This is a genomic window from Pseudomonas sp. nanlin1, assembly GCF_045571515.1.
In the GTDB taxonomy this organism is placed as follows: Bacteria; Pseudomonadota; Gammaproteobacteria; order Pseudomonadales; family Pseudomonadaceae; genus Aquipseudomonas.
In genome coordinates this window covers 4,869,028-4,886,508 of the sequence record NZ_CP124218.1, presented here as the reverse complement: position 1 = coordinate 4,886,508, position 17,481 = coordinate 4,869,028, and the positions used below count along the sequence as shown (strand labels likewise).

Sequence of the window (17,481 nt, the reverse complement as noted above, 5' to 3'; positions counted from 1 at the left end):
TCGTCGTAATCACCGAACGTAGTGTTTGGTAAGGAATGAACCATGCGTCATCGTAAAAGTGGACGTCACCTGAGCCGTACTAGCTCTCACCGCAAGGCCATGTTTCAGAACATGGCGGTGTCGCTGTTCGAGCACGAGCTGATCAAAACTACTCTGCCAAAAGCCAAGGAACTGCGCCGCGTTGCCGAGCCGCTGATCACCCTGGCCAAGATTGACAGCGTTTCCAACCGTCGTTTGGCTTTCGACCGTACGCGTTCGAAAGAAATCGTCGGTAAGCTGTTCAACGATCTGGGCAAGCGCTACGCCACCCGTCAGGGCGGCTACCTGCGTATCCTCAAGTGCGGTTTCCGCGCTGGCGATAACGCACCTATGGCGTATGTCGAGCTGGTTGATCGTCCTGTTGGTGGTGTTGTAGAAACTGCCGAATAAGACGAACAGTCTGATTAAAAAAACCGAGCCTAGTGCTCGGTTTTTTTATGGGTGAAGCAAAATCGTTAGGCAAAAACTATCAGGCTCTAATTATTTGCCCATTGGCAGCCAGCTTTGGGGGTGAACCATAATCCGCTCAAGCCGATCAGCCCGGCACATAGAACAGCCTGATAGAGGACACAGCATGAGCCACACCAAAACCCTGACCACTGCCAGTGGTGCGCCCGTTGCGGATAACCAGAACTCGCGCTCTGCGGGCCCTAGGGGGCCGCTGTTACTCGATGACTTTCACCTGATCGAGAAGCTGGCGCACTTCAACCGGGAAAACATCCCGGAGCGTCGTGTGCATGCAAAAGGCTCGGGTGCGTATGGCACCTTCACGGTAACCCGGGACATCACTCAGTACACCAGCGCCAAGCTGTTTGAAAGCGTCGATAAGCAAACGCCTACGTTTCTGCGCTTCTCCACGGTGGGCGGCGAGCGTGGTTCGGCTGACACTGAGCGCGATCCCCGTGGTTTCGCCCTGAAGTTCTATACCGAGGAAGGCAACTGGGACATCGTCGGCAACAATACCCCAGTGTTCTTTATCCGCGATCCCCTCAAATTCCCAGACTTTATCCACACGCAAAAACGCTTGCCCCAGAGCAACCTGAAAAGCGCGCAGATGATGTGGGACTTCTGGTCGCACTCACCTGAATCCCTGCACCAAGTCACGATCCTGTTCTCAGACCGGGGCATTCCTGATGGCTATCGGTTCATGCACGGTTTCGGTAGCCACACCTACAGCTTGATCAACGCTCAGGGGGAGAGGCACTGGGTTAAGTGGCACTATAAGACCCTACAGGGCATTAAGAATCTTGCACCCGCTGAGGCAGCGCGGCTTGCCGGTACAGATCCGGATTACGCCCAGCGCGACCTGTTCGAGGCCATCGAGCGAGGCGACTACCCCAAGTGGCGCGTGTGCATTCAGATCATGAGCGAGGCGCAAGCCGCTGCCCACTATGAGAACCCCTTTGATGTGACCAAGACTTGGTCGCAAAAAGAATTCCCCTTGATAGAGGTGGGTATCCTTGAGCTGAACCGCAACCCGATGAATTACTTCGCAGAGGTTGAGCAGGCGACATTCGGGCCCAGCAATATGGTGCCAGGTGTAGGTCTGTCGCCGGATCGCATGCTGCAAGGCCGGGTGTTCGCCTACGCCGATGCGCACCGCTACCGCGTAGGTACCAATCACCAGCAGTTGCCAGTCAATGCGCCGCACAGCCCGGTGCACTCATACCAGCGTGATGGCTCCATGGCGTTCGGCAGCAACGGTGGTGCAGCGCCGAACTATGAGCCCAACAGCTATAGCGATGCGCCCAAGCAGGCAGCGCGGTACGCGGAGCCGGCGCTTGCCCTTAATGGGACGGCTGATCGCCACGATCATCGCGAGGACAGCGATTACTACAGCCACGCCGGTGCGCTATTCCGCCTGATGAGTGCAGACCAGCAAGCGCTGCTGATCAGTAATATCGCGGGAGCCATGGCGGGTGTAAGCGCGGACGTGGTCCAGCGGCAGCTGCAGTATTTCTACCAAGCCGACCCCGCTTACGGCGAAGGTATTGCCCGTGCTTTAGGTGTTGAACTTGGGTAAAGCGAAGTGATAAACAGAACCGCCCTCATTTGGGCGGTTTTTCGCTTCCGATCAGCGAATTTTACCCTCTTTTGAGGGTTTTTTTGCGCGTTACCCCGTGACGTACCGGCGTGCTTGGTTCAAACTACCCACTTTCAAGTAGGGAGATACGGGCGATGCAAGGTCACCCAGACGTAATCGAATACCTCAACACGCTGCTGGTGGGCGAGCTCGCCGCGCGTGATCAATACTTCATCCACTCGCGGATGTACGAGGACTGGGGCTTCGCAAAGCTGTTCGAGCGTATCAACCATGAGATGGAAGAAGAGGCGCAACACGCTGATGCGCTGATGCGCCGGATTTTGATGCTGGAAGGCAAGCCGCGTATGCGCCCCGACGACTTGGACGTCGGGACCACTGTTCCCGAGATGCTGGAAAGTGACCTGCGCCTGGAATACAAAGTTCGCGCCGCCTTGTGCAAGGGTATCGAGTTGTGCGAGCAGCACGGCGACTTCGTGAGCCGCGAGATCTTGCGTGTGCAGTTGGCCGACACTGAAGAAGATCACACCTACTGGCTCGAGAAGCAGTTGGGCTTGATCAAACTGATGGGGTTGGAAAATTACCTGCAATCGCAGTTCTGATTCGTCTTTTAGAAGATCGGGGCCAAGGCCCCTCGCTACACGACAGTAGCGAGGGGCCTTGGCCCCGATCTTTTTTAGGCTTTGTCGCGCACTAACAGTGGCTTTAGATAATGCCCGGTATAGGACTGCTCCATTTCGGCGAGCTGTTCCGGTGTACCGAACCCGATGATTTGCCCACCCTTCGAACCGCCCTCCGGCCCCAGGTCGACAATCCAGTCCGCTGTCTTAATGACGTCCAAGTTGTGCTCGATCACCACTACCGTATTGCCGTGGTCACGCAGACGATGCAGCACGTCGAGCAGTTGTTGAATATCGGCAAAATGCAGGCCGGTCGTTGGCTCATCGAGGATGTACAAGGTTTTACCGGTGTCGCGCTTGGAGAGCTCCCGAGACAACTTCACCCGTTGGGCTTCGCCGCCTGACAGCGTAGTCGCCGATTGCCCCAACTTGATGTACGACAAACCAACGTCCATTAGCGTTTGCAGCTTGCGCGCGAGAGCGGGCACCGCGTCGAAGAATTCGCGAGCTTCTTCGATAGTCATTTCCAGCACTTCATGAATGCTCTTGCCCTTGTATTTGATCTCAAGGGTTTCGCGGTTATAGCGTTTGCTCTTACACACGTCGCAAGGTACGTAGATGTCCGGCAGAAAGTGCATTTCAACCTTGATCAAGCCGTCACCCTGGCAGGCTTCGCATCGCCCACCCTTAACGTTGAACGAGAAACGGCCTGGGCCATAACCACGCGAGCGCGACTCAGGGACCCCGGCGAATAGCTCGCGTATTGGGGTAAACAGCCCAGTGTAGGTGGCAGGGTTAGAGCGCGGCGTACGACCGATAGGGCTTTGGTCAATGTCGACGACTTTATCCAGGTGCTGCAGGCCATTGATACTGTCGTGGGTGGCCGCTTCGAGGGTCGTGGCGCCATTGAGCGCCGTCGCGCTCAGGGGGTAAAGGGTATTGTTGATCAGCGTCGACTTGCCCGAGCCGGACACACCGGTTACACAGGTCAATAAGCCCAGCGGAATCTCTAGGTCGACGTTACGCAAGTTGTTGCCGCGCGCGCCCTTGAGGGTCAGTACCTGCTTTTTGTTGCGTGGCGTACGCTGCGCGGGTACGGCGATCTTGACCCGGCCAGACAGGTATTTGCCGGTCAGCGAGTCCGGGTGGTCCATGACCTCCTGGGGCGTCCCTTCGGCGACGATGTGGCCACCGTGCACACCGGCGCCAGGGCCAATGTCGACCACGTAGTCAGCCATCCGGATCGCGTCTTCGTCGTGCTCGACCACGATGACGGTGTTACCGATGTCACGCAAATGGTTCAGCGTGCCCAGCAGGCGGTCGTTATCGCGCTGGTGCAGGCCAATGGAGGGCTCATCGAGGATGTACATCACCCCCACCAAGCCCGCACCGATCTGGCTCGCCAGGCGGATACGTTGCGCCTCGCCACCTGACAGGGTGTCAGCGCTGCGGTCGAGGGTCAGATAATCCAGCCCCACGTTCACCAAGAACTGCAGACGCTCACGGATTTCCTTGAGAATCTTGTCGGCAATTTCGCCTTTGCGGCCGGTCAGGCTCAAGCTGCCGAAGTACTCGGTGGCATCGCCAATGGGCAGGCCGGTAACGGCAGGCAGGGTTTTCTCGCCTACCCATACGTGGCGGGCTTCGCGGCGCAGGCGTGTACCGCGGCAGTCGGGGCAAGGTTGGGTGCTGAGAAACTTCGCCAGTTCCTCGCGCACGGTGGTGGACTCGGTCTCACGGTAGCGCCGCTCCAGGTTGGGCACGATGCCCTCGAAGGGGTGAGAGCGTTTGACGATGTCGCCACGGTCGTTCAGGTAGCGGAAGTCGACGCTGTGGCTGCCGCTGCCGGTCAGAATGACCTTTTGCTGCTCGGCGGGGAGGTCTTTGAAAGGCACCTCCAGGCTAAAGCCGTAATGGCTGGCCAAAGAACCGAGCATCTGGAAGTAGTAAACATTACGCCGGTCCCAGCCGCGAATGGCCCCTTCGGCCAGGGTCATTTCGCCATTGACCAGGCGCTTGATGTCGAAGAACTGCTTCACCCCCAGGCCGTCACAGGTTGGGCAGGCACCGGCAGGGTTGTTGAACGAGAACAGCTTAGGCTCCAGTTCGCTGATTGCGTGGCCGCAGACCGGGCACGCGAAGCGCGCAGAGAAGATCATCTCTTCGGCTTTGGCATCGTCCATCGAGGCAACCAAGGCGATGCCATCAGCCAGCTTCAGGGCGGTTTCGAATGACTCGGCCAAACGCTGCTGCAAGTCGTCGCGCACCTTGAAACGGTCGACCACCACCTCGATGGTGTGCTTCTTTTGTTTATCGAGCTTGGGCAGTTCGTCCATCTCGTGCAGCTTGCCGTTGATACGAGCGCGCACGAAACCTTGAGCACGCAGCTCTTCGAAAATCGACAGGTGCTCGCCCTTGCGCTCGCGGATGACCGGGGCCAGCAACATCAACTTGCTGCCTTCCGGTTGTGCCAGTACCAGGTCGACCATCTGGCTGACTGTCTGGGCCTCTAGCGGAATATCGTGGTCCGGGCAGCGCGGGGTACCCACGCGAGCGTATAGCAGGCGCAGGTAATCATAGATTTCTGTAATGGTGCCGACGGTCGAACGCGGGTTGTGCGAGGTCGATTTCTGTTCGATGGAAATCGCTGGCGACAAGCCCTCGATGGTGTCGACGTCCGGCTTTTCCATCATCGATAGAAACTGCCGGGCATAGGCGGACAATGACTCAACGTAGCGCCGCTGGCCCTCGGCATACAACGTATCGAACGCCAGAGAGGATTTGCCCGACCCCGACAGACCGGTGATCACGATCAACTTGTCTCGGGGTAGGGTCAGGTCGATATTTTTCAGGTTGTGGGTTCGAGCCCCACGAATCAGAATCTTGTCCAATGCGGCCTCGCTTCGAAGGCCAGGGGTACCTGGCGCTTTAGACATGAGAGTATACGGCTCATGGCCGCGACTCTGCACTTATGCAGGTTGGTGACGCGTCATAGCGTCACCCTATGTGCCGTTAATCGATGGGACTGGTAGAATCGCCGCCGGTTCACACGAGGTTTATCCATGCACACTTCCCCCAGCGAACGCATGAGCGGTAGCGAAACCCGCGCTGCCAGCGGGCTTGCACTGGTCTTTGCGTTCCGCATGCTTGGCATGTTCATGGTGCTTCCGGTCCTGGCCACCTATGGCATGGACCTGGCCGGCGCTACCCCGGCGCTGATCGGCTTGGCTATTGGCGCCTACGGCCTGACCCAGGCGGTACTGCAGATCCCTTTCGGGGTGATCTCGGACCGTATCGGCCGCCGGCCGGTCATCTACGCAGGGTTGGTCATTTTTGCCCTGGGTAGCATTCTGGCGGCTCAGGCGGATTCCATTTGGGGCGTGATCGCCGGGCGTATCCTACAAGGGGCAGGGGCCATCTCAGCGGCGGTCATGGCCCTGCTGTCGGACCTCACCCGCGAGCAACACCGCACCAAGGCCATGGCCATGATTGGCATGAGCATCGGCCTGTCATTTGCCGTAGCGATGGTGGTCGGGCCTCTGCTGACCAGCGCGTTCGGCTTGTCCGGGCTGTTTTTGGCCACGGCGGGGTTGGCGCTGCTGGGGATAGTACTTGTGGCATTTTGGGTGCCGACTTCAACAGTCACCCTGCAACACCGTGAGTCGGGCGTCGCTCGCCAGGCTATGGGCGCCACGCTGCGTCACCCCGACCTGTTGCGGCTGGACTTCGGCATTTTCGTCCTGCACGCCATTCTGATGGCCAGCTTCGTCGCATTGCCCTTGGCATTGGTCGAACGTGCGGGCCTGCCTAAAGAGCAGCATTGGTGGGTTTACCTCACCGCTTTGCTGATTTCTTTTGTCGGGATGATTCCCTTCATCATTTATGGTGAAAAGAAGCGCAAGATGAAGCGCGTCTTACTCGGCGCGGTGGCCACGCTGATGCTGACCGAGTTGTTTTTCTGGGAGTTTGGCAACACCTTGCGCGAGCTGGTCACAGGGACGGTAGTGTTCTTTATCGCCTTCAACCTGCTCGAAGCCTCGTTGCCCTCCTTGATCAGCAAGGTCTCACCTGCGGGCGGCAAAGGCACGGCGATGGGGGTGTATTCCACCAGCCAATTCCTGGGCGCGGCGATGGGCGGCATCCTTGGCGGGTGGTTGTTTCAGCATGGTGGCTTGAACGTGGTTTTCCTCGGCTGCGCAGCTCTCTGCGGGCTATGGTTGGCCATTGCTGTTACTATGCGCGAACCCCCGTATGTGACGAGCCTGCGCCTGCCGCTGTCACCCCAGGCCATGGCCGAGGCCGGCTTGAGTGAGCGCCTGAAGGCCGTCCCGGGGGTCACAGACGCAGTGGTGGTGGCAGAGGAAGCGGCCATCTACATCAAATTGGATACTGAAATTTTGGATCGCACGTCCCTCGAGCACCTGATCAATCAGGCGCCAGCGGCCTGCGAAGCCTAGGAGAATGTTATGGCCCGTGGGGTTAACAAAGTCATATTGGTCGGTACCTGTGGTCAGGACCCTGAAGTGCGTTACTTGCCTAACGGTAACGCCGTCACCAACCTGAGCCTGGCCACCAGCGAACAGTGGACCGACAAGCAGAGCGGGCAGAAGGTCGAGCGCACCGAGTGGCACCGCGTGTCGATGTTCGGCAAGGTCGCAGAAATCGCCGGCGAGTACCTGCGCAAGGGTTCGCAAGTTTACATCGAAGGCAAACTGCAGACCCGCGAATGGGAAAAAGACGGCATCAAGCGCTATACCACGGAAATCGTCGTCGACATGCAGGGCACCATGCAACTGCTCGGCGGCCGTCCGCAACAAGGCGACCAACAGTCGGGTGGCAACAACTACCAGCAGTCCGCGCCACGCCAGCAGGCTCCGCGCCCACAACAGTCGTCCCCGGCGCCGCAGCAACGCGAGTCACGCCCAGCGCCACAACAGGCCGCACCGCAGCCAGCGCAGGATTTCGATAGCTTTGATGACGATATTCCGTTCTAGGACTTACCTGAGACTATTTTGTAAGGTTTAGCCCTGAGACCCCCGCATTGCGAGGGTTTCAGCGTTTTAGGGCCGTCAAAAGTGGCTTGACGCTTTTTTACTAGGCTCACACGGGCTCCCTTAGCGCCATGGCCTTTACGCGACAATGCAGCGGCCGGTCACGGACGGTTACCGAGTTTCTCGGCGATGAGCGCAGCATAAATGCGCAAAATGCAATAATATCCGGCTCTTGAGTGGTGGTTGTCGTCCTACGCACCACCCTGCCATGCACTGATGTGCTGTCGACCGTTGATTGGCGGTTTCAACCAGACTGGACCTACTGACTCTATGCGAATGCGCCTTATGCTATTGGGCGGCGGCAATGCCCTTGGGCAAGCGCTGATTCGCCTTGGGGCAGAGGAAGACATTGGCTTCCTTGCCCCACGCCCACCGGAGACCGGCTGGGACGTGGCGAGCCTCACCCAATTGCTCGATGACACCCGGCCCGATGCGCTGGTGAACCTGGCTTACTATTTCGATTGGTTCCAGGCCGAAAGCGTCAGCGAGTCACGCCTGACCCTCCAGGAGCGCTCGGTCGAGCGTCTCGCCGAATTGTGCCAGCATCATTCGATTACCCTGGTACAGCCCTCCAGTTACCGGGTGTTCGACGGCTCGCGCGCCACGGCTTACAGCGAAAAAGATGAACCCGTCCCACTCGGCCTGCGTGGACAGGCGTTGTGGCGCATCGAACAAAGCGTGCGTGCGTTTTGCCCTCAGCATGTGTTGTTGCGTTTCGGCTGGCTGCTCGACGACAGCGTCGACGGTATCTTGGGCCGCTTCCTGACCAGCGCGGGCCTGCCACAGGAACTGTTACTGGCCGATGACCGCCGAGGTAACCCGACGCCGGTAGACGACGCGGCCCGGGTCATCATCTCGGTGCTCAAGCAGCTCGATTGCGATGCTCCTCTGTGGGGTACCTACCACTACGCTGGCAATGAGGCGACTACGCCACTAGCGTTGGGCCAGGCAGTGCTCACCGAAGCCGCCACGCGACATGCGCTTGCTGTCACAGTACCGACGGCCCAAGCCCACGCCGCTCGGCCTGACGCGGCCGACGAGCCACAACATGCGGTGCTGGCTTGCAAAAAAATCCTCCACACTTTCGGTATCAAACCGCGTGCCTGGCGTGCGGGTTTGCCGAGCCTATTGGACCGCTATTACCGTCATGGCTGATGCCCCTATCCTGATCACCGGCGGTGCCGGATTTATCGGTTCGCACCTGGTGGATGCGTTATTGGCACTGGGCCATAGCGTGCGGGTGCTGGATAATTTCTCTACCGGCAAGCGCAGCAACCTGGCGCTGAGCAACCCGAGGCTTGAATGCATCGAAGGCGATGTCGCCGACGCCGCTTTGGTTCGCCAAGCGGTCACCGGCTGCAAGGCAGTGGTGCATTTGGCCGCCGTGGCCTCAGTGCAGGCCTCAGTGGATGACCCGGTCAAAACTCACCAAAGCAATTTCGTCGGCACCTTGAATGTCTGCGAGGCCATGCGCCAGGCAGGCGTGCGCCGCGTGCTATTTGCATCTAGCGCAGCGGTGTACGGCAATAATGGCCAGGGCGAGGCAATCGACGAGGCCACTCCCAAGGCGCCGCTGACCCCCTATGCTTCGGACAAACTGGCCAGTGAGTATTACCTGGAGTTTTACCAACGCGAGCATGGCCTGGAGCCGGCCATTTTTCGCTTTTTCAACATTTATGGCCCCCGCCAAGACCCTTCTTCGCCCTATTCGGGCGTGATCAGTATCTTTACCGAGCGCGCCCGGCAAGGGCTGCCCATCACTGTGTTCGGCGATGGCGAACAGACACGGGACTTTTACTACGTCGGTGATCTGGTCCGCCTGCTGTTGCAGGCCCTGGAAAAATCCCAGGTCGAAGCAGGGGCGGTGAACGTGGGTTTGAATGACGTGGTGACGCTGAACCAGTTGCTGGCGGCGCTGAAGGTGGTACTGGGTGAGCTACCCGCCGTTAGTTACGGGCCTGCCCGAGCGGGTGACATCCGCCACTCCCGAGCCAGCGACCGGCGCTTGCTGGAGCGTTTCGAGCGGGGTGAGCCGACGCCGTTGGAAGTTGGGCTGGCGCGGTTGTTGGGTTAGCCTGTTAACAGCTCGGGGGCGAGCCCCCTCCTACGGTTGGCGGCATATTCGCTGTTCGTAGGAGGGGGCTCGCCCCCGATCTCTTCAATGCCCACCACCGGTTTCAGAATTTGTAACCCACCCCAACCATGTACACCCACGGGTCAACCTCGACATTCACCTTGGTCCGGCTAACCCCCAGCGCGGTAGGCCCGTCGACCGTCGCTTGGGTGTCGATGTCGACATACCAGACCGCTGCGTTGAGCAAGACGTGATCGGTCAGCAGGTAGTCGAAACCCAATTGCCCCGCCAGACCCACCGAGTTTTTCAGGTCCAGGTTGCTGAAGCCCTGGGCTTTACGGGCACTGCTCAAGTCTTCGTCATAAAACAGCGTGTAGTTCACGCCCACCCCGGCGTAGGGCTGGAAGCGCGAGCTGCTATCCAGGGGGTAGTACTGCAGGGACAAGGTCGGTGGCAGTTGCTTGATGTCGGCCAATTTGCCGTCCAGGCCTGCACCTTTCACGCCCACCGTGTGCTGGAACGGGGTCGCTGCCAGCAGTTCGACACCGATGTGTGGGGTCAGCATGTAAGCAAAGGCCAAACCCAATTGCGTGTCACTGTCCAGAGTGGCCTTGGTGCCAGCCACTTTCGCCCCGTCGATCTTCAATTCGCCGCTGCGCTCATTAGGCGCAGTGGTGGCGGCGCCAGCGCGGATGATGAAGTCACCGGCCTGATAGGCCTGGGCCAGAGGGCTGGCGAGGGCCAGGGCAATCAGCGACGCACTGAGCAGAGGCTTGTTCATTGGGGCTCCATTGGGCTAAGTCGAAAAGATTGCGCCAATGGTAAGGAGGCAGCCTGTCATTGCTGTTGACTCAGCTCAATGAAAGCCGTTTGAGTCAATCAGGCAATTCGTAAACATAGATTTTTTCTGCACTCATCTGGTAGCCGGCTTCGGCCAGTTCGCTGCTGATCGGCTTCACCTGCATCGGCCCTTCGATCCAATAGGGCTGGTACAGCTCTTCCACCTTCACCCCCAATTCGCTGGTGACGTGCACGATCTGGTTCGAGGGCGGTGGCGGTACATGGATGCACGCGCCGTAATAGGGCACCAGCAGGAACTCCACTGTGCGGCCCTGCTCGTTCACTTCCAGGGGCACGATGTACCCGGGCAGGCGCACCTGCTGCTGGTCCAGGCTCTTCACCACGGGGGCATGGGGCGCTTGCTGGGCGGCGGCGGGCCCCGCCTCGGCCAGGGCAGTGCCCATTTTTGACAGGTCGTGCATGGGGGCCATTTGCGGCGCGAGTTTGGGCGCGTCCGGCGGGATCAGCGCTTCCCATGTCAGTTCGCGCAGGGGCTCGGCGGCTGCGGATAAGTTGACGAACATCAGCAGCGCCAGCAACGCTCGAAACATGGGGCTTACCTCATACATTGATCGACAAACCGTCGGCCAGCGACTGCCGATAGGCGCGCCAGGCGGGGACGGTACCCATGGCCAGCGCCGCCAGGAGGATCACCGCCAACAGCGACCATTCATAGGCGCTCGGCAGCGCCAGGGGCAGAAACAGCCCGTAGTTTGCCTGTATATAGCCCTGAGTGGCAGCAATACCGATGTACAGAAGGCCCAACCCGGCCAGCACTCCCGCCAACGCCAGGGCGAACGCTTCCAGGATCAATAACCCGGCGATGTGCCAAGGCCGGGCCCCCACCGAGCGCAGGATGGCCATCTCCCGACGTCGCTCATTGAGGCTGGTGAGGATCGCGGTCAGCATGCCGATCAACCCGGTCAGCACCACGAACAACGAGATGATGAACAACGCCTGCTCGGCCGTGCCCATCATGCTCCACAGTTCCTGTAGCGCCACCCCAGGGAGAATGGCCAGCAGCGGTTCACCGCGGAACTCGTTGATATCGCGTTGCAGGCTGAAGGTCGAGATCTTGTTGTTCAGGCCCAGCATGAAGGCGGTGATCGCGGTGGGGGTCAGGTCCATGTTGCGCGCTTGATCGGCACTGACCCGCCCGGCGCCGCGGGCTGGCACGCCGTTCTGCCAGTCGATATGGATCGCTTCCATCCCGCCAAGGCTGATGTGCAGGGTGCGATCCACGGGCGTTCCCGTACGCTGCAAGATACCCACCACGGTGAAGGGCTTGTCGTCATGCTTGACCAGGCTGACCGCCGCTACGCCGTGGGCCAGCACCAGTTTATCGCCAAGTTTATAGTGCAGGCTGTCCGCGACCTCCGCGCCCAGCACCACCTCGAAGGGGTCGCTGGCAAAGGCACGGCCTACGGCCAGTTGCAGGTTCTGCTTGCGCCCGTATTGGTAATGCTCGAAGTAACTCTGGTTAGTACCCATGACCCGATAACCCCGGTGCGAGTCACCCAGGGAAATCGGAATCGCCCATTTCACCTGCGGGGCCTTGGCGTAATGCTCGTAGCTGTCCCAGCGGATGTTATTGGTGGCGTTGCCGATGCGAAATACCGAGTAAAGCAGCAGGTTGATCGAGCCTGAGCGGGCGCCCACGATCAGATCGGTACCGCTGATGGTGCTGGCAAAGCTGGCGCGTGCCTCGGTGCGCACACGCTCCACCGTCAGCAACAAGCAGACCGACAGGGCGATGGAAAAAGCCGTAAGGAAGGCGGTGAAACGGCGATTGGCCAAACTGGCCAAGGCCAGACGCAACAGATACATCAAGACACCTCAAGGGCAGGTGCAGGGGCCGCGCGGTTGAGGTCGCCGAGCGACAGGCTGCGGTCGAACAGCGCTGCCAGGCTCTGATCATGGCTGACAAACAAGAGGCTGGCGCCGGCCGCGCGACACTCTGCGAACAACAGCCGAATAAAAGCTTCCCGTGAGTCCGCGTCCAAGGCAGAGGTTGGCTCGTCGGCGATCACCAACTCGGGTTGGCCAATCAATGCCCTGGCGGCGGCGACCCGCTGTTGCTGGCCGATGGAAAGTCGCTCGGCGCGGCGCGACAACAGTGCCGGGTCAGTCAGCCCCAAGTGGTTCAGTAACTGCCTGGCCGCTTCGCTGACGCTGCCGTGCCGTTGGCAGGCACGTTCCGCCCGCCGTTTCGAAAAACGGCAGGGCAGTTCGACGTTTTCCCGTACCGAGAGGAACGGCAGCAGGTTGAATTGCTGAAAGATGTACCCGGTGTGTTCGACTCGAAAGCGGTCACGGGCTGCGAAACTCAACTCGGTCAGTTCCTGGCCAAGTACGCGTACACTGCCGCGCAGCGGTTTTTGCACGCCGCCGAGCAAGCCCAGCAAGGTGGTCTTGCCGCTGCCGCTGGGGCCTTTGAGGAACAGCGTTTCTCCGGCTTGTAGTTGGAACGCCGGGATGTCCAGCAACTCAGGCTGGCCGGGCCAGGCAAAGCCCAGGCCGGCCAGTTCGATCAACGCAGCGGCCATTGGTCAGAACGCCAGCTGGCTATTGCTTTGGGTAGCGTCCATGCCCTTCTGACCGCTAGGGGAAATCAGCTGCACCTGGATTTTCTGGGTCGCCGGGAAGTGTTTGAACGTAGGGCTCAGGTCCACTTGCTTGAGCGCTGTTGGGTTGCTGCAAGTGAAGCTGTATTGAGCGTGGATTTCGCTATGCTCATGATGGTGAGCTTCGCCTTGGGCGTGATCGTCGCCGTCTTCGTCGTCATGATCGTGGTCATGATCGTGGTCATCGGCGTCAGGTTTGTCGCCAAACAGAGGGCTGTCCAGGTCGACGTCCGTCAATTTGCAGCCGGCAGCCGCTGGCAAGTTGAACAGGGCTTGGGGCTGTTCCAACTGCTTATGGACCGCCGCCGCCTTGGCCTTATCGGCGTCACTGGTCGCCGCGTGCTCAAAACCCACCAGGTTCATGGCCGGGCTTTGCAATTCCAGCTCAAGGGTCTGCTGGTCAAGCGCCGCGTTCACGCGGGCAACCCCATGTTCATGAGCGCCGAGGCTACCGTGTTCGTGGTCATGACCTTGCTCATGGGCTTGGGCAGCGACCAGGGGGAGGAGGGCAAAGGGCAGGGCGAACATAAGGCGGCGCATAGAGAGGTCCTGAGCGGGGGCTGAATAATTGAAATGTTATAACAATTTTTCATTGGGTTCACTACTTCTCCGGTAGATTTCATCCAAGCCGTGTTTTGACGATGCCGCCCCGCAGCTGATACAACAGCGGCCTGTCGATGAGGGTCATACACATGTTGCGAATTCGCGGAACCATTGGCGAGCTGCCGGTGGACCTGACTGTCGAAATGGAAGCCGGCGATTGGGCTCAATTAGGTGCGCAGCTGCAGGTACAGCCCGCGGCCGAAGCTCAGGCTAAGCCGTCTGGGGCAAACGACGCTTTGTGGCAGGCGGCCCTGAGCGTCTTGCAAGCCGCTGGGCAGATTGAGGGGCCGGCGCTGCTGGCCCAGCTTGAGGGCCTGGCAGGCAGCACCGCAGCGGGCAAGCGCTTGTTGGTGCGCCTGCGCCATAACCCGCAGGTGAGGGTGCAAAGCGGTGCCGATGCGCCGCTCTATTGCTGGCTGGGGTAGGGTCAGTACAGCGCGGCGAACAGTTTGCGCCGGTAGGCGGTGACCAATGGATGGTCGTTGCCCAGCAGGTCGAACACCTGCAGTAGCGTCTTGTGGGGCAAACCTTCGCTATAGTTGCGGTTGCGCATGAACAGTTTCAGCAAACCCTCGAGGGCCGCTTCGTATTGCTGGCGGGCCAGTTGCTGGATGCTGAGCTGGTAACTGGCTTCGTCGTCTGTAGGGTCCTGCGCCAGGCGCGCTTTCAACACGGCCGCATCAGGCAGGCTGGCGGCTTGGCCGAGAAAGGTCAGTTGAGCCTTGGCGCCTGCCAGGGCGGTTTTGTGTTCGTCGCCCTGAACCGCATCCAGAATCGTCTGTGCTTCGCCCAACTCGCCGCGCTCTGCCAGGCAGCGGGCGTAAAGAATCAGCGCGCCCGCATTGCTGTTGTCGCTGCTCAGCAACGTTTGCAGGGTGGCTTCGGCTTCGGCGTAATAGCCCTCGTGGTACATCGTTTGGGCCAACTCCAGCGGGTCGACGGCAGCAGGCGCGGGCACTTGCACATGGGGTTCAAGGAACGTGCGGATCTGCGATTCGGGCTGGGCGCCGGCAAAACCGTCCACCGGTTGGCCGTCTTTGAACAGCACCACGGTGGGCAGGCTTCGAATGCCAAAGCGTGTCACCACCTCCTGCTCGATGTCGCAATTGACCTTGGCCAGCAGCAGATTGCCCTGATACTCCTCGGCAAGCTTCTGTAGTACAGGCATCATCGCCTTGCAGGGGGCGCACCACTCGGCCCAGAAATCCACCAGGACCGGTTGCACAAACGAGCCCTGGATGACCCGCAGGTCGAAGTCGGCAACAGTGGCGTCGAATACATAAGGCGAGGCTTGGCTCATGACGATTTCCGATCAAACGTAAATTAGGTCGACTATAAAGCGTGGCGCAGTCCCCTGAAAGGGCACCGCGCCGGCTGATCAGGGGGCCTTGTTCATTTCCAGGGCACCCAGGGCCTGGGTGGTGGGCTGCTGGATCAGCACGGCGGGCAAGTGCTGAATCAATTGCCCGGACTGGCTCGCCCGTGCGCGCATCTCTACCCGTGCGCCCACGGGAAATGCCTCAGGGTTGAAGCGCAGCTGGAACGCCAATGGCTGGCCAGTACCGGTCAGTTTGTTGCTCGCCAGCAGTTTTTGCGGGCGGCCGTTGGCATCGATCACCAATAATGCCATTTCCACTTCGGCGCCGGCGGGCACCCCCTGGAGGGTGCCGCTCAGCTCACGCTGGTGGGCCGGCAGCGGGCCGGGGCCCTGAGGCGCCTTGGCCACCGGCTTCACCGCAACGGCTGGGGTAGCGGCGGGCGGCTTGGTGGCTTCGCTGCTGCACGCGGCGAGCAGGCTGACGAGGCTGAGCAAAACGAGGCGACGCAACAGCATGGGGCATACTCGAAAGATAAAGATCGTCTATATACCGTAATCCCTTTGTCTTGTCTTGCCAGCCGGATGCGCTACCATGGCCCTCCCATTTTTTGTTGCCTGCCACCATGCACTGTCCCTTCTGCGGTGCCAACGACACCAAGGTCATCGACTCGCGACTGGTCGCCGAGGGCGAGCAAGTCCGTCGCCGTCGCGAATGTCTGGCCTGTGGTGAGCGTTTCACCACCTTCGAAACCGCCGAACTGGTATTGCCGCGCCTGATCAAACAGGACGGCAGCCGCCAACCCTTCGACGAAGAAAAACTGCGCGCCGGCATGCAGCGGGCGCTGGAAAAACGCCCGGTCAGCATCGAGCGCCTGGAAGCGGCGCTGGTGCGTATCAAGCACAAGCTACGGGCCACGGGCGAGCGTGAAGTCAAGTCGCTGGTGGTCGGAGAGCTGGTCATGGGCGAATTGCAGAACCTCGACGAAGTCGCCTATATCCGTTTCGCCTCGGTGTATCGCCGCTTCCAGGACCTGGACGAATTTCGCGTCGAAATCGACCGCCTGGCGCGCGAACCGGCCAAGGAGTGAACATGGCTGGCGAGCAAGCGGTACTCGATGCCCACTACATGAGCCGCGCCCTGGAATTAGCCCGCAAGGGCTTGTACTCCACCCACCCTAACCCGCGAGTGGGGTGTGTCATCGTCAAGTCAGGCGAGGTCGTCGGCGAGGGCTGGCATATCCAGGCTGGCGGCCCCCATGCTGAAGTGCACGCCTTGCGCCAGGCCGGTGAGCGCGCACGCGGTGCTACCGCCTACGTCACGCTCGAACCCTGCAGCCACTACGGGCGCACGCCGCCCTGCGCCGAAGCGTTGCTAAACGCTGGGGTCGCCCGGGTCGTCGCCGCCATGCAAGACCCCAACCCCCAGGTGGCAGGCCGTGGTTTGCAAGGTTTGCAAGCCGCCGGTATTGAGGTGCAGTGCGGTGTGCTGGAAAGCGCGGCGCGGGCGTTGAATGTCGGTTTTATCAAGCGTATGGAGCAGGGCCTGCCGTACGTGCGGGTCAAGCTGGCCATGAGCCTGGACGGCCGCACCGCCATGGCCGGTGGCGAAAGCCAGTGGATCACCGGGCCGGCGGCGCGCTCGGCCGTTCAGCGTTTGCGGGCCCGTTCCAGCGCTGTGCTGACCGGAGCCGACAGCGTGCTCGCCGACGGCGCGCGCATGACGGTCCGCCCCAGCGAACTAGGCCTTGCGCCCGATGCCGCCGAGTTGGCCAGCCGTATCCAGCCGCTGCGTGTGCTGGTCGACGGGCGCTTGCGAGTGCCCTTGGATGCCCCGTTTTTTCAAGCGGGCCCGGCCTTGGCGGTGTGCTGCACGGCTGGCGCACAGCGGTCCGCTTATGAGGGGCAGGGCCATCAGTTGCTCGAACTGCCCAGCGGCAGCGGCCAGGTCGACCTGCCGCGCCTACTGCGCGAGCTGGGCGAGCGCGGCGTCAACGAATTGCTTGTCGAAGCCGGTCCGCGGCTGGCTGGCGCCTTTGCCCAGCAAGGCCTGGTGGATGAGTACCAGCTGTTTATCGCGGCCAAGTTCATGGGCTCGACCGCTCGGCCCCTGCTGGACTGGCCGCTGGCGCACATGGCCGACGCGGCCGCGCTGAAAATCATCGAAATGCGCGCGGTGGGCGATGATTGGCGCGTCATCGCAATACCTGCGCCCGCTCAGCGCGTATAATTCATTGTTTGCGCCTGGCGCAAGTTGCACCTCTAGGAGGCCCC

18 protein-coding genes are annotated in these 17,481 nt (G+C 60.5%); 10 read left to right on the top strand and 8 right to left on the bottom strand.

The annotated features are described in order from the left end of the window. Positions 1-42: 42 nt before the first annotated feature. The 3 genes from rplQ to bfr all read left to right on the top strand — a co-directional run bounded on the left by rplQ (position 43) and on the right by bfr (position 2,682). Positions 43-429, top strand: coding sequence for a 50S ribosomal protein L17 (gene rplQ / locus QCL65_RS22605; RefSeq protein ID WP_407312798.1), 387 nt, complete (start codon positions 43-45; stop codon positions 427-429). Positions 430-613: 184 nt separating this feature from the next. Continuing rightward, complete coding sequence (locus tag QCL65_RS22600) at positions 614-2,062, top strand: catalase (RefSeq protein ID WP_407312796.1); 1,449 nt, start codon at positions 614-616, stop codon at positions 2,060-2,062. A gap of 155 nt (positions 2,063-2,217) precedes the next feature. Next, complete coding sequence (gene bfr, locus QCL65_RS22595; RefSeq protein WP_407312794.1) at positions 2,218-2,682, top strand: bacterioferritin; 465 nt, start codon at positions 2,218-2,220, stop codon at positions 2,680-2,682. 74 nt (positions 2,683-2,756) lie between these two features. Here the strand turns inward: bfr and uvrA are convergent, their stop codons facing one another. Continuing rightward, positions 2,757-5,591 carry an excinuclease ABC subunit UvrA gene (gene uvrA, locus QCL65_RS22590; protein ID WP_407312792.1) on the bottom strand — a complete coding sequence of 945 codons (2,835 nt, stop codon included), beginning with the start codon at positions 5,589-5,591 and terminating at the stop codon, positions 2,757-2,759. 171 nt (positions 5,592-5,762) lie between these two features. Here uvrA and QCL65_RS22585 point away from each other — a divergent pair, with 171 nt between their 5' ends. The 4 genes from QCL65_RS22585 to QCL65_RS22570 all read left to right on the top strand — a co-directional run bounded on the left by QCL65_RS22585 (position 5,763) and on the right by QCL65_RS22570 (position 9,825). Beyond that, positions 5,763-7,157 carry an MFS transporter gene (locus tag QCL65_RS22585; RefSeq protein ID WP_407312790.1) on the top strand — a complete coding sequence of 465 codons (1,395 nt, stop codon included), beginning with the start codon at positions 5,763-5,765 and terminating at the stop codon, positions 7,155-7,157. A gap of 9 nt (positions 7,158-7,166) precedes the next feature. Continuing rightward, on the top strand, positions 7,167-7,694 hold the full coding sequence (locus tag QCL65_RS22580; protein WP_407312788.1) for a single-stranded DNA-binding protein: 528 nt from the start codon (positions 7,167-7,169) through the stop codon (positions 7,692-7,694). A 327-nt stretch (positions 7,695-8,021) separates the two neighbouring features. After that, entirely contained in the window at positions 8,022-8,906 is an 885-nt protein-coding gene (locus QCL65_RS22575) for a sugar nucleotide-binding protein (RefSeq protein WP_407312786.1), read from the top strand. Next, on the top strand, positions 8,899-9,825 hold the full coding sequence (locus QCL65_RS22570) for an NAD-dependent epimerase/dehydratase family protein (protein WP_407312784.1): 927 nt from the start codon (positions 8,899-8,901) through the stop codon (positions 9,823-9,825). The genes QCL65_RS22575 and QCL65_RS22570 overlap by 8 nt, the downstream gene beginning before the upstream one ends. Positions 9,826-9,928: 103 nt before the next feature. Here the strand turns inward: QCL65_RS22570 and QCL65_RS22565 are convergent, their stop codons facing one another. The 5 genes from QCL65_RS22565 to QCL65_RS22545 form a co-directional block, all read right to left on the bottom strand. After that, positions 9,929-10,606 (bottom strand): OmpW/AlkL family protein, encoded by a 678-nt coding sequence (locus QCL65_RS22565; RefSeq protein ID WP_407312782.1) that lies wholly within the window; start codon positions 10,604-10,606, stop codon positions 9,929-9,931. A 94-nt stretch (positions 10,607-10,700) separates the two neighbouring features. Continuing rightward, positions 10,701-11,216 carry a DUF3299 domain-containing protein gene (locus QCL65_RS22560; protein ID WP_407312780.1) on the bottom strand — a complete coding sequence of 172 codons (516 nt, stop codon included), beginning with the start codon at positions 11,214-11,216 and terminating at the stop codon, positions 10,701-10,703. A gap of 10 nt (positions 11,217-11,226) precedes the next feature. After that, positions 11,227-12,492: an ABC transporter permease gene (locus QCL65_RS22555; protein ID WP_407312778.1), complete on the bottom strand. Its 1,266-nt coding sequence runs from the start codon at positions 12,490-12,492 to the stop codon at positions 11,227-11,229. Next, positions 12,492-13,211, bottom strand: coding sequence for an ABC transporter ATP-binding protein (locus QCL65_RS22550; protein WP_407312776.1), 720 nt, complete (start codon positions 13,209-13,211; stop codon positions 12,492-12,494). Before QCL65_RS22550 ends, QCL65_RS22555 begins: the two co-directional genes overlap by 1 nt. Positions 13,212-13,214: 3 nt before the next feature. Next, positions 13,215-13,829 (bottom strand): DUF2796 domain-containing protein, encoded by a 615-nt coding sequence (locus QCL65_RS22545; protein WP_407312774.1) that lies wholly within the window; start codon positions 13,827-13,829, stop codon positions 13,215-13,217. Positions 13,830-13,981: 152 nt separating this feature from the next. Here QCL65_RS22545 and QCL65_RS22540 point away from each other — a divergent pair, with 152 nt between their 5' ends. Beyond that, positions 13,982-14,317, top strand: a complete 336-nt coding sequence (locus QCL65_RS22540; protein WP_407312772.1) for a hypothetical protein — start codon at positions 13,982-13,984, stop codon at positions 14,315-14,317. 2 nt (positions 14,318-14,319) lie between these two features. On the opposite strand, the gene trxA is transcribed toward QCL65_RS22540, so the two are convergent. Next, a complete protein-coding gene (gene trxA / locus QCL65_RS22535) occupies positions 14,320-15,192 on the bottom strand; it encodes a thioredoxin (protein WP_407312770.1) in 873 nt (290 codons plus the stop codon). A gap of 78 nt (positions 15,193-15,270) precedes the next feature. Then, entirely contained in the window at positions 15,271-15,726 is a 456-nt protein-coding gene (locus QCL65_RS22530; protein WP_407312768.1) for a YbaY family lipoprotein, read from the bottom strand. A gap of 107 nt (positions 15,727-15,833) precedes the next feature. On the opposite strand from QCL65_RS22530, the gene nrdR reads away from it, so the two are divergent. Together nrdR and ribD are read left to right on the top strand one after the other, a co-directional pair. Further along, positions 15,834-16,298, top strand: a complete 465-nt coding sequence (gene nrdR / locus QCL65_RS22525; protein WP_407312766.1) for a transcriptional regulator NrdR — start codon at positions 15,834-15,836, stop codon at positions 16,296-16,298. Between the two features lie 2 nt (positions 16,299-16,300). After that, positions 16,301-17,437 carry a bifunctional diaminohydroxyphosphoribosylaminopyrimidine deaminase/5-amino-6-(5-phosphoribosylamino)uracil reductase RibD gene (gene ribD / locus QCL65_RS22520; RefSeq protein ID WP_407312764.1) on the top strand — a complete coding sequence of 379 codons (1,137 nt, stop codon included), beginning with the start codon at positions 16,301-16,303 and terminating at the stop codon, positions 17,435-17,437. The last annotated feature ends 44 nt before the right edge of the window (positions 17,438-17,481 follow it).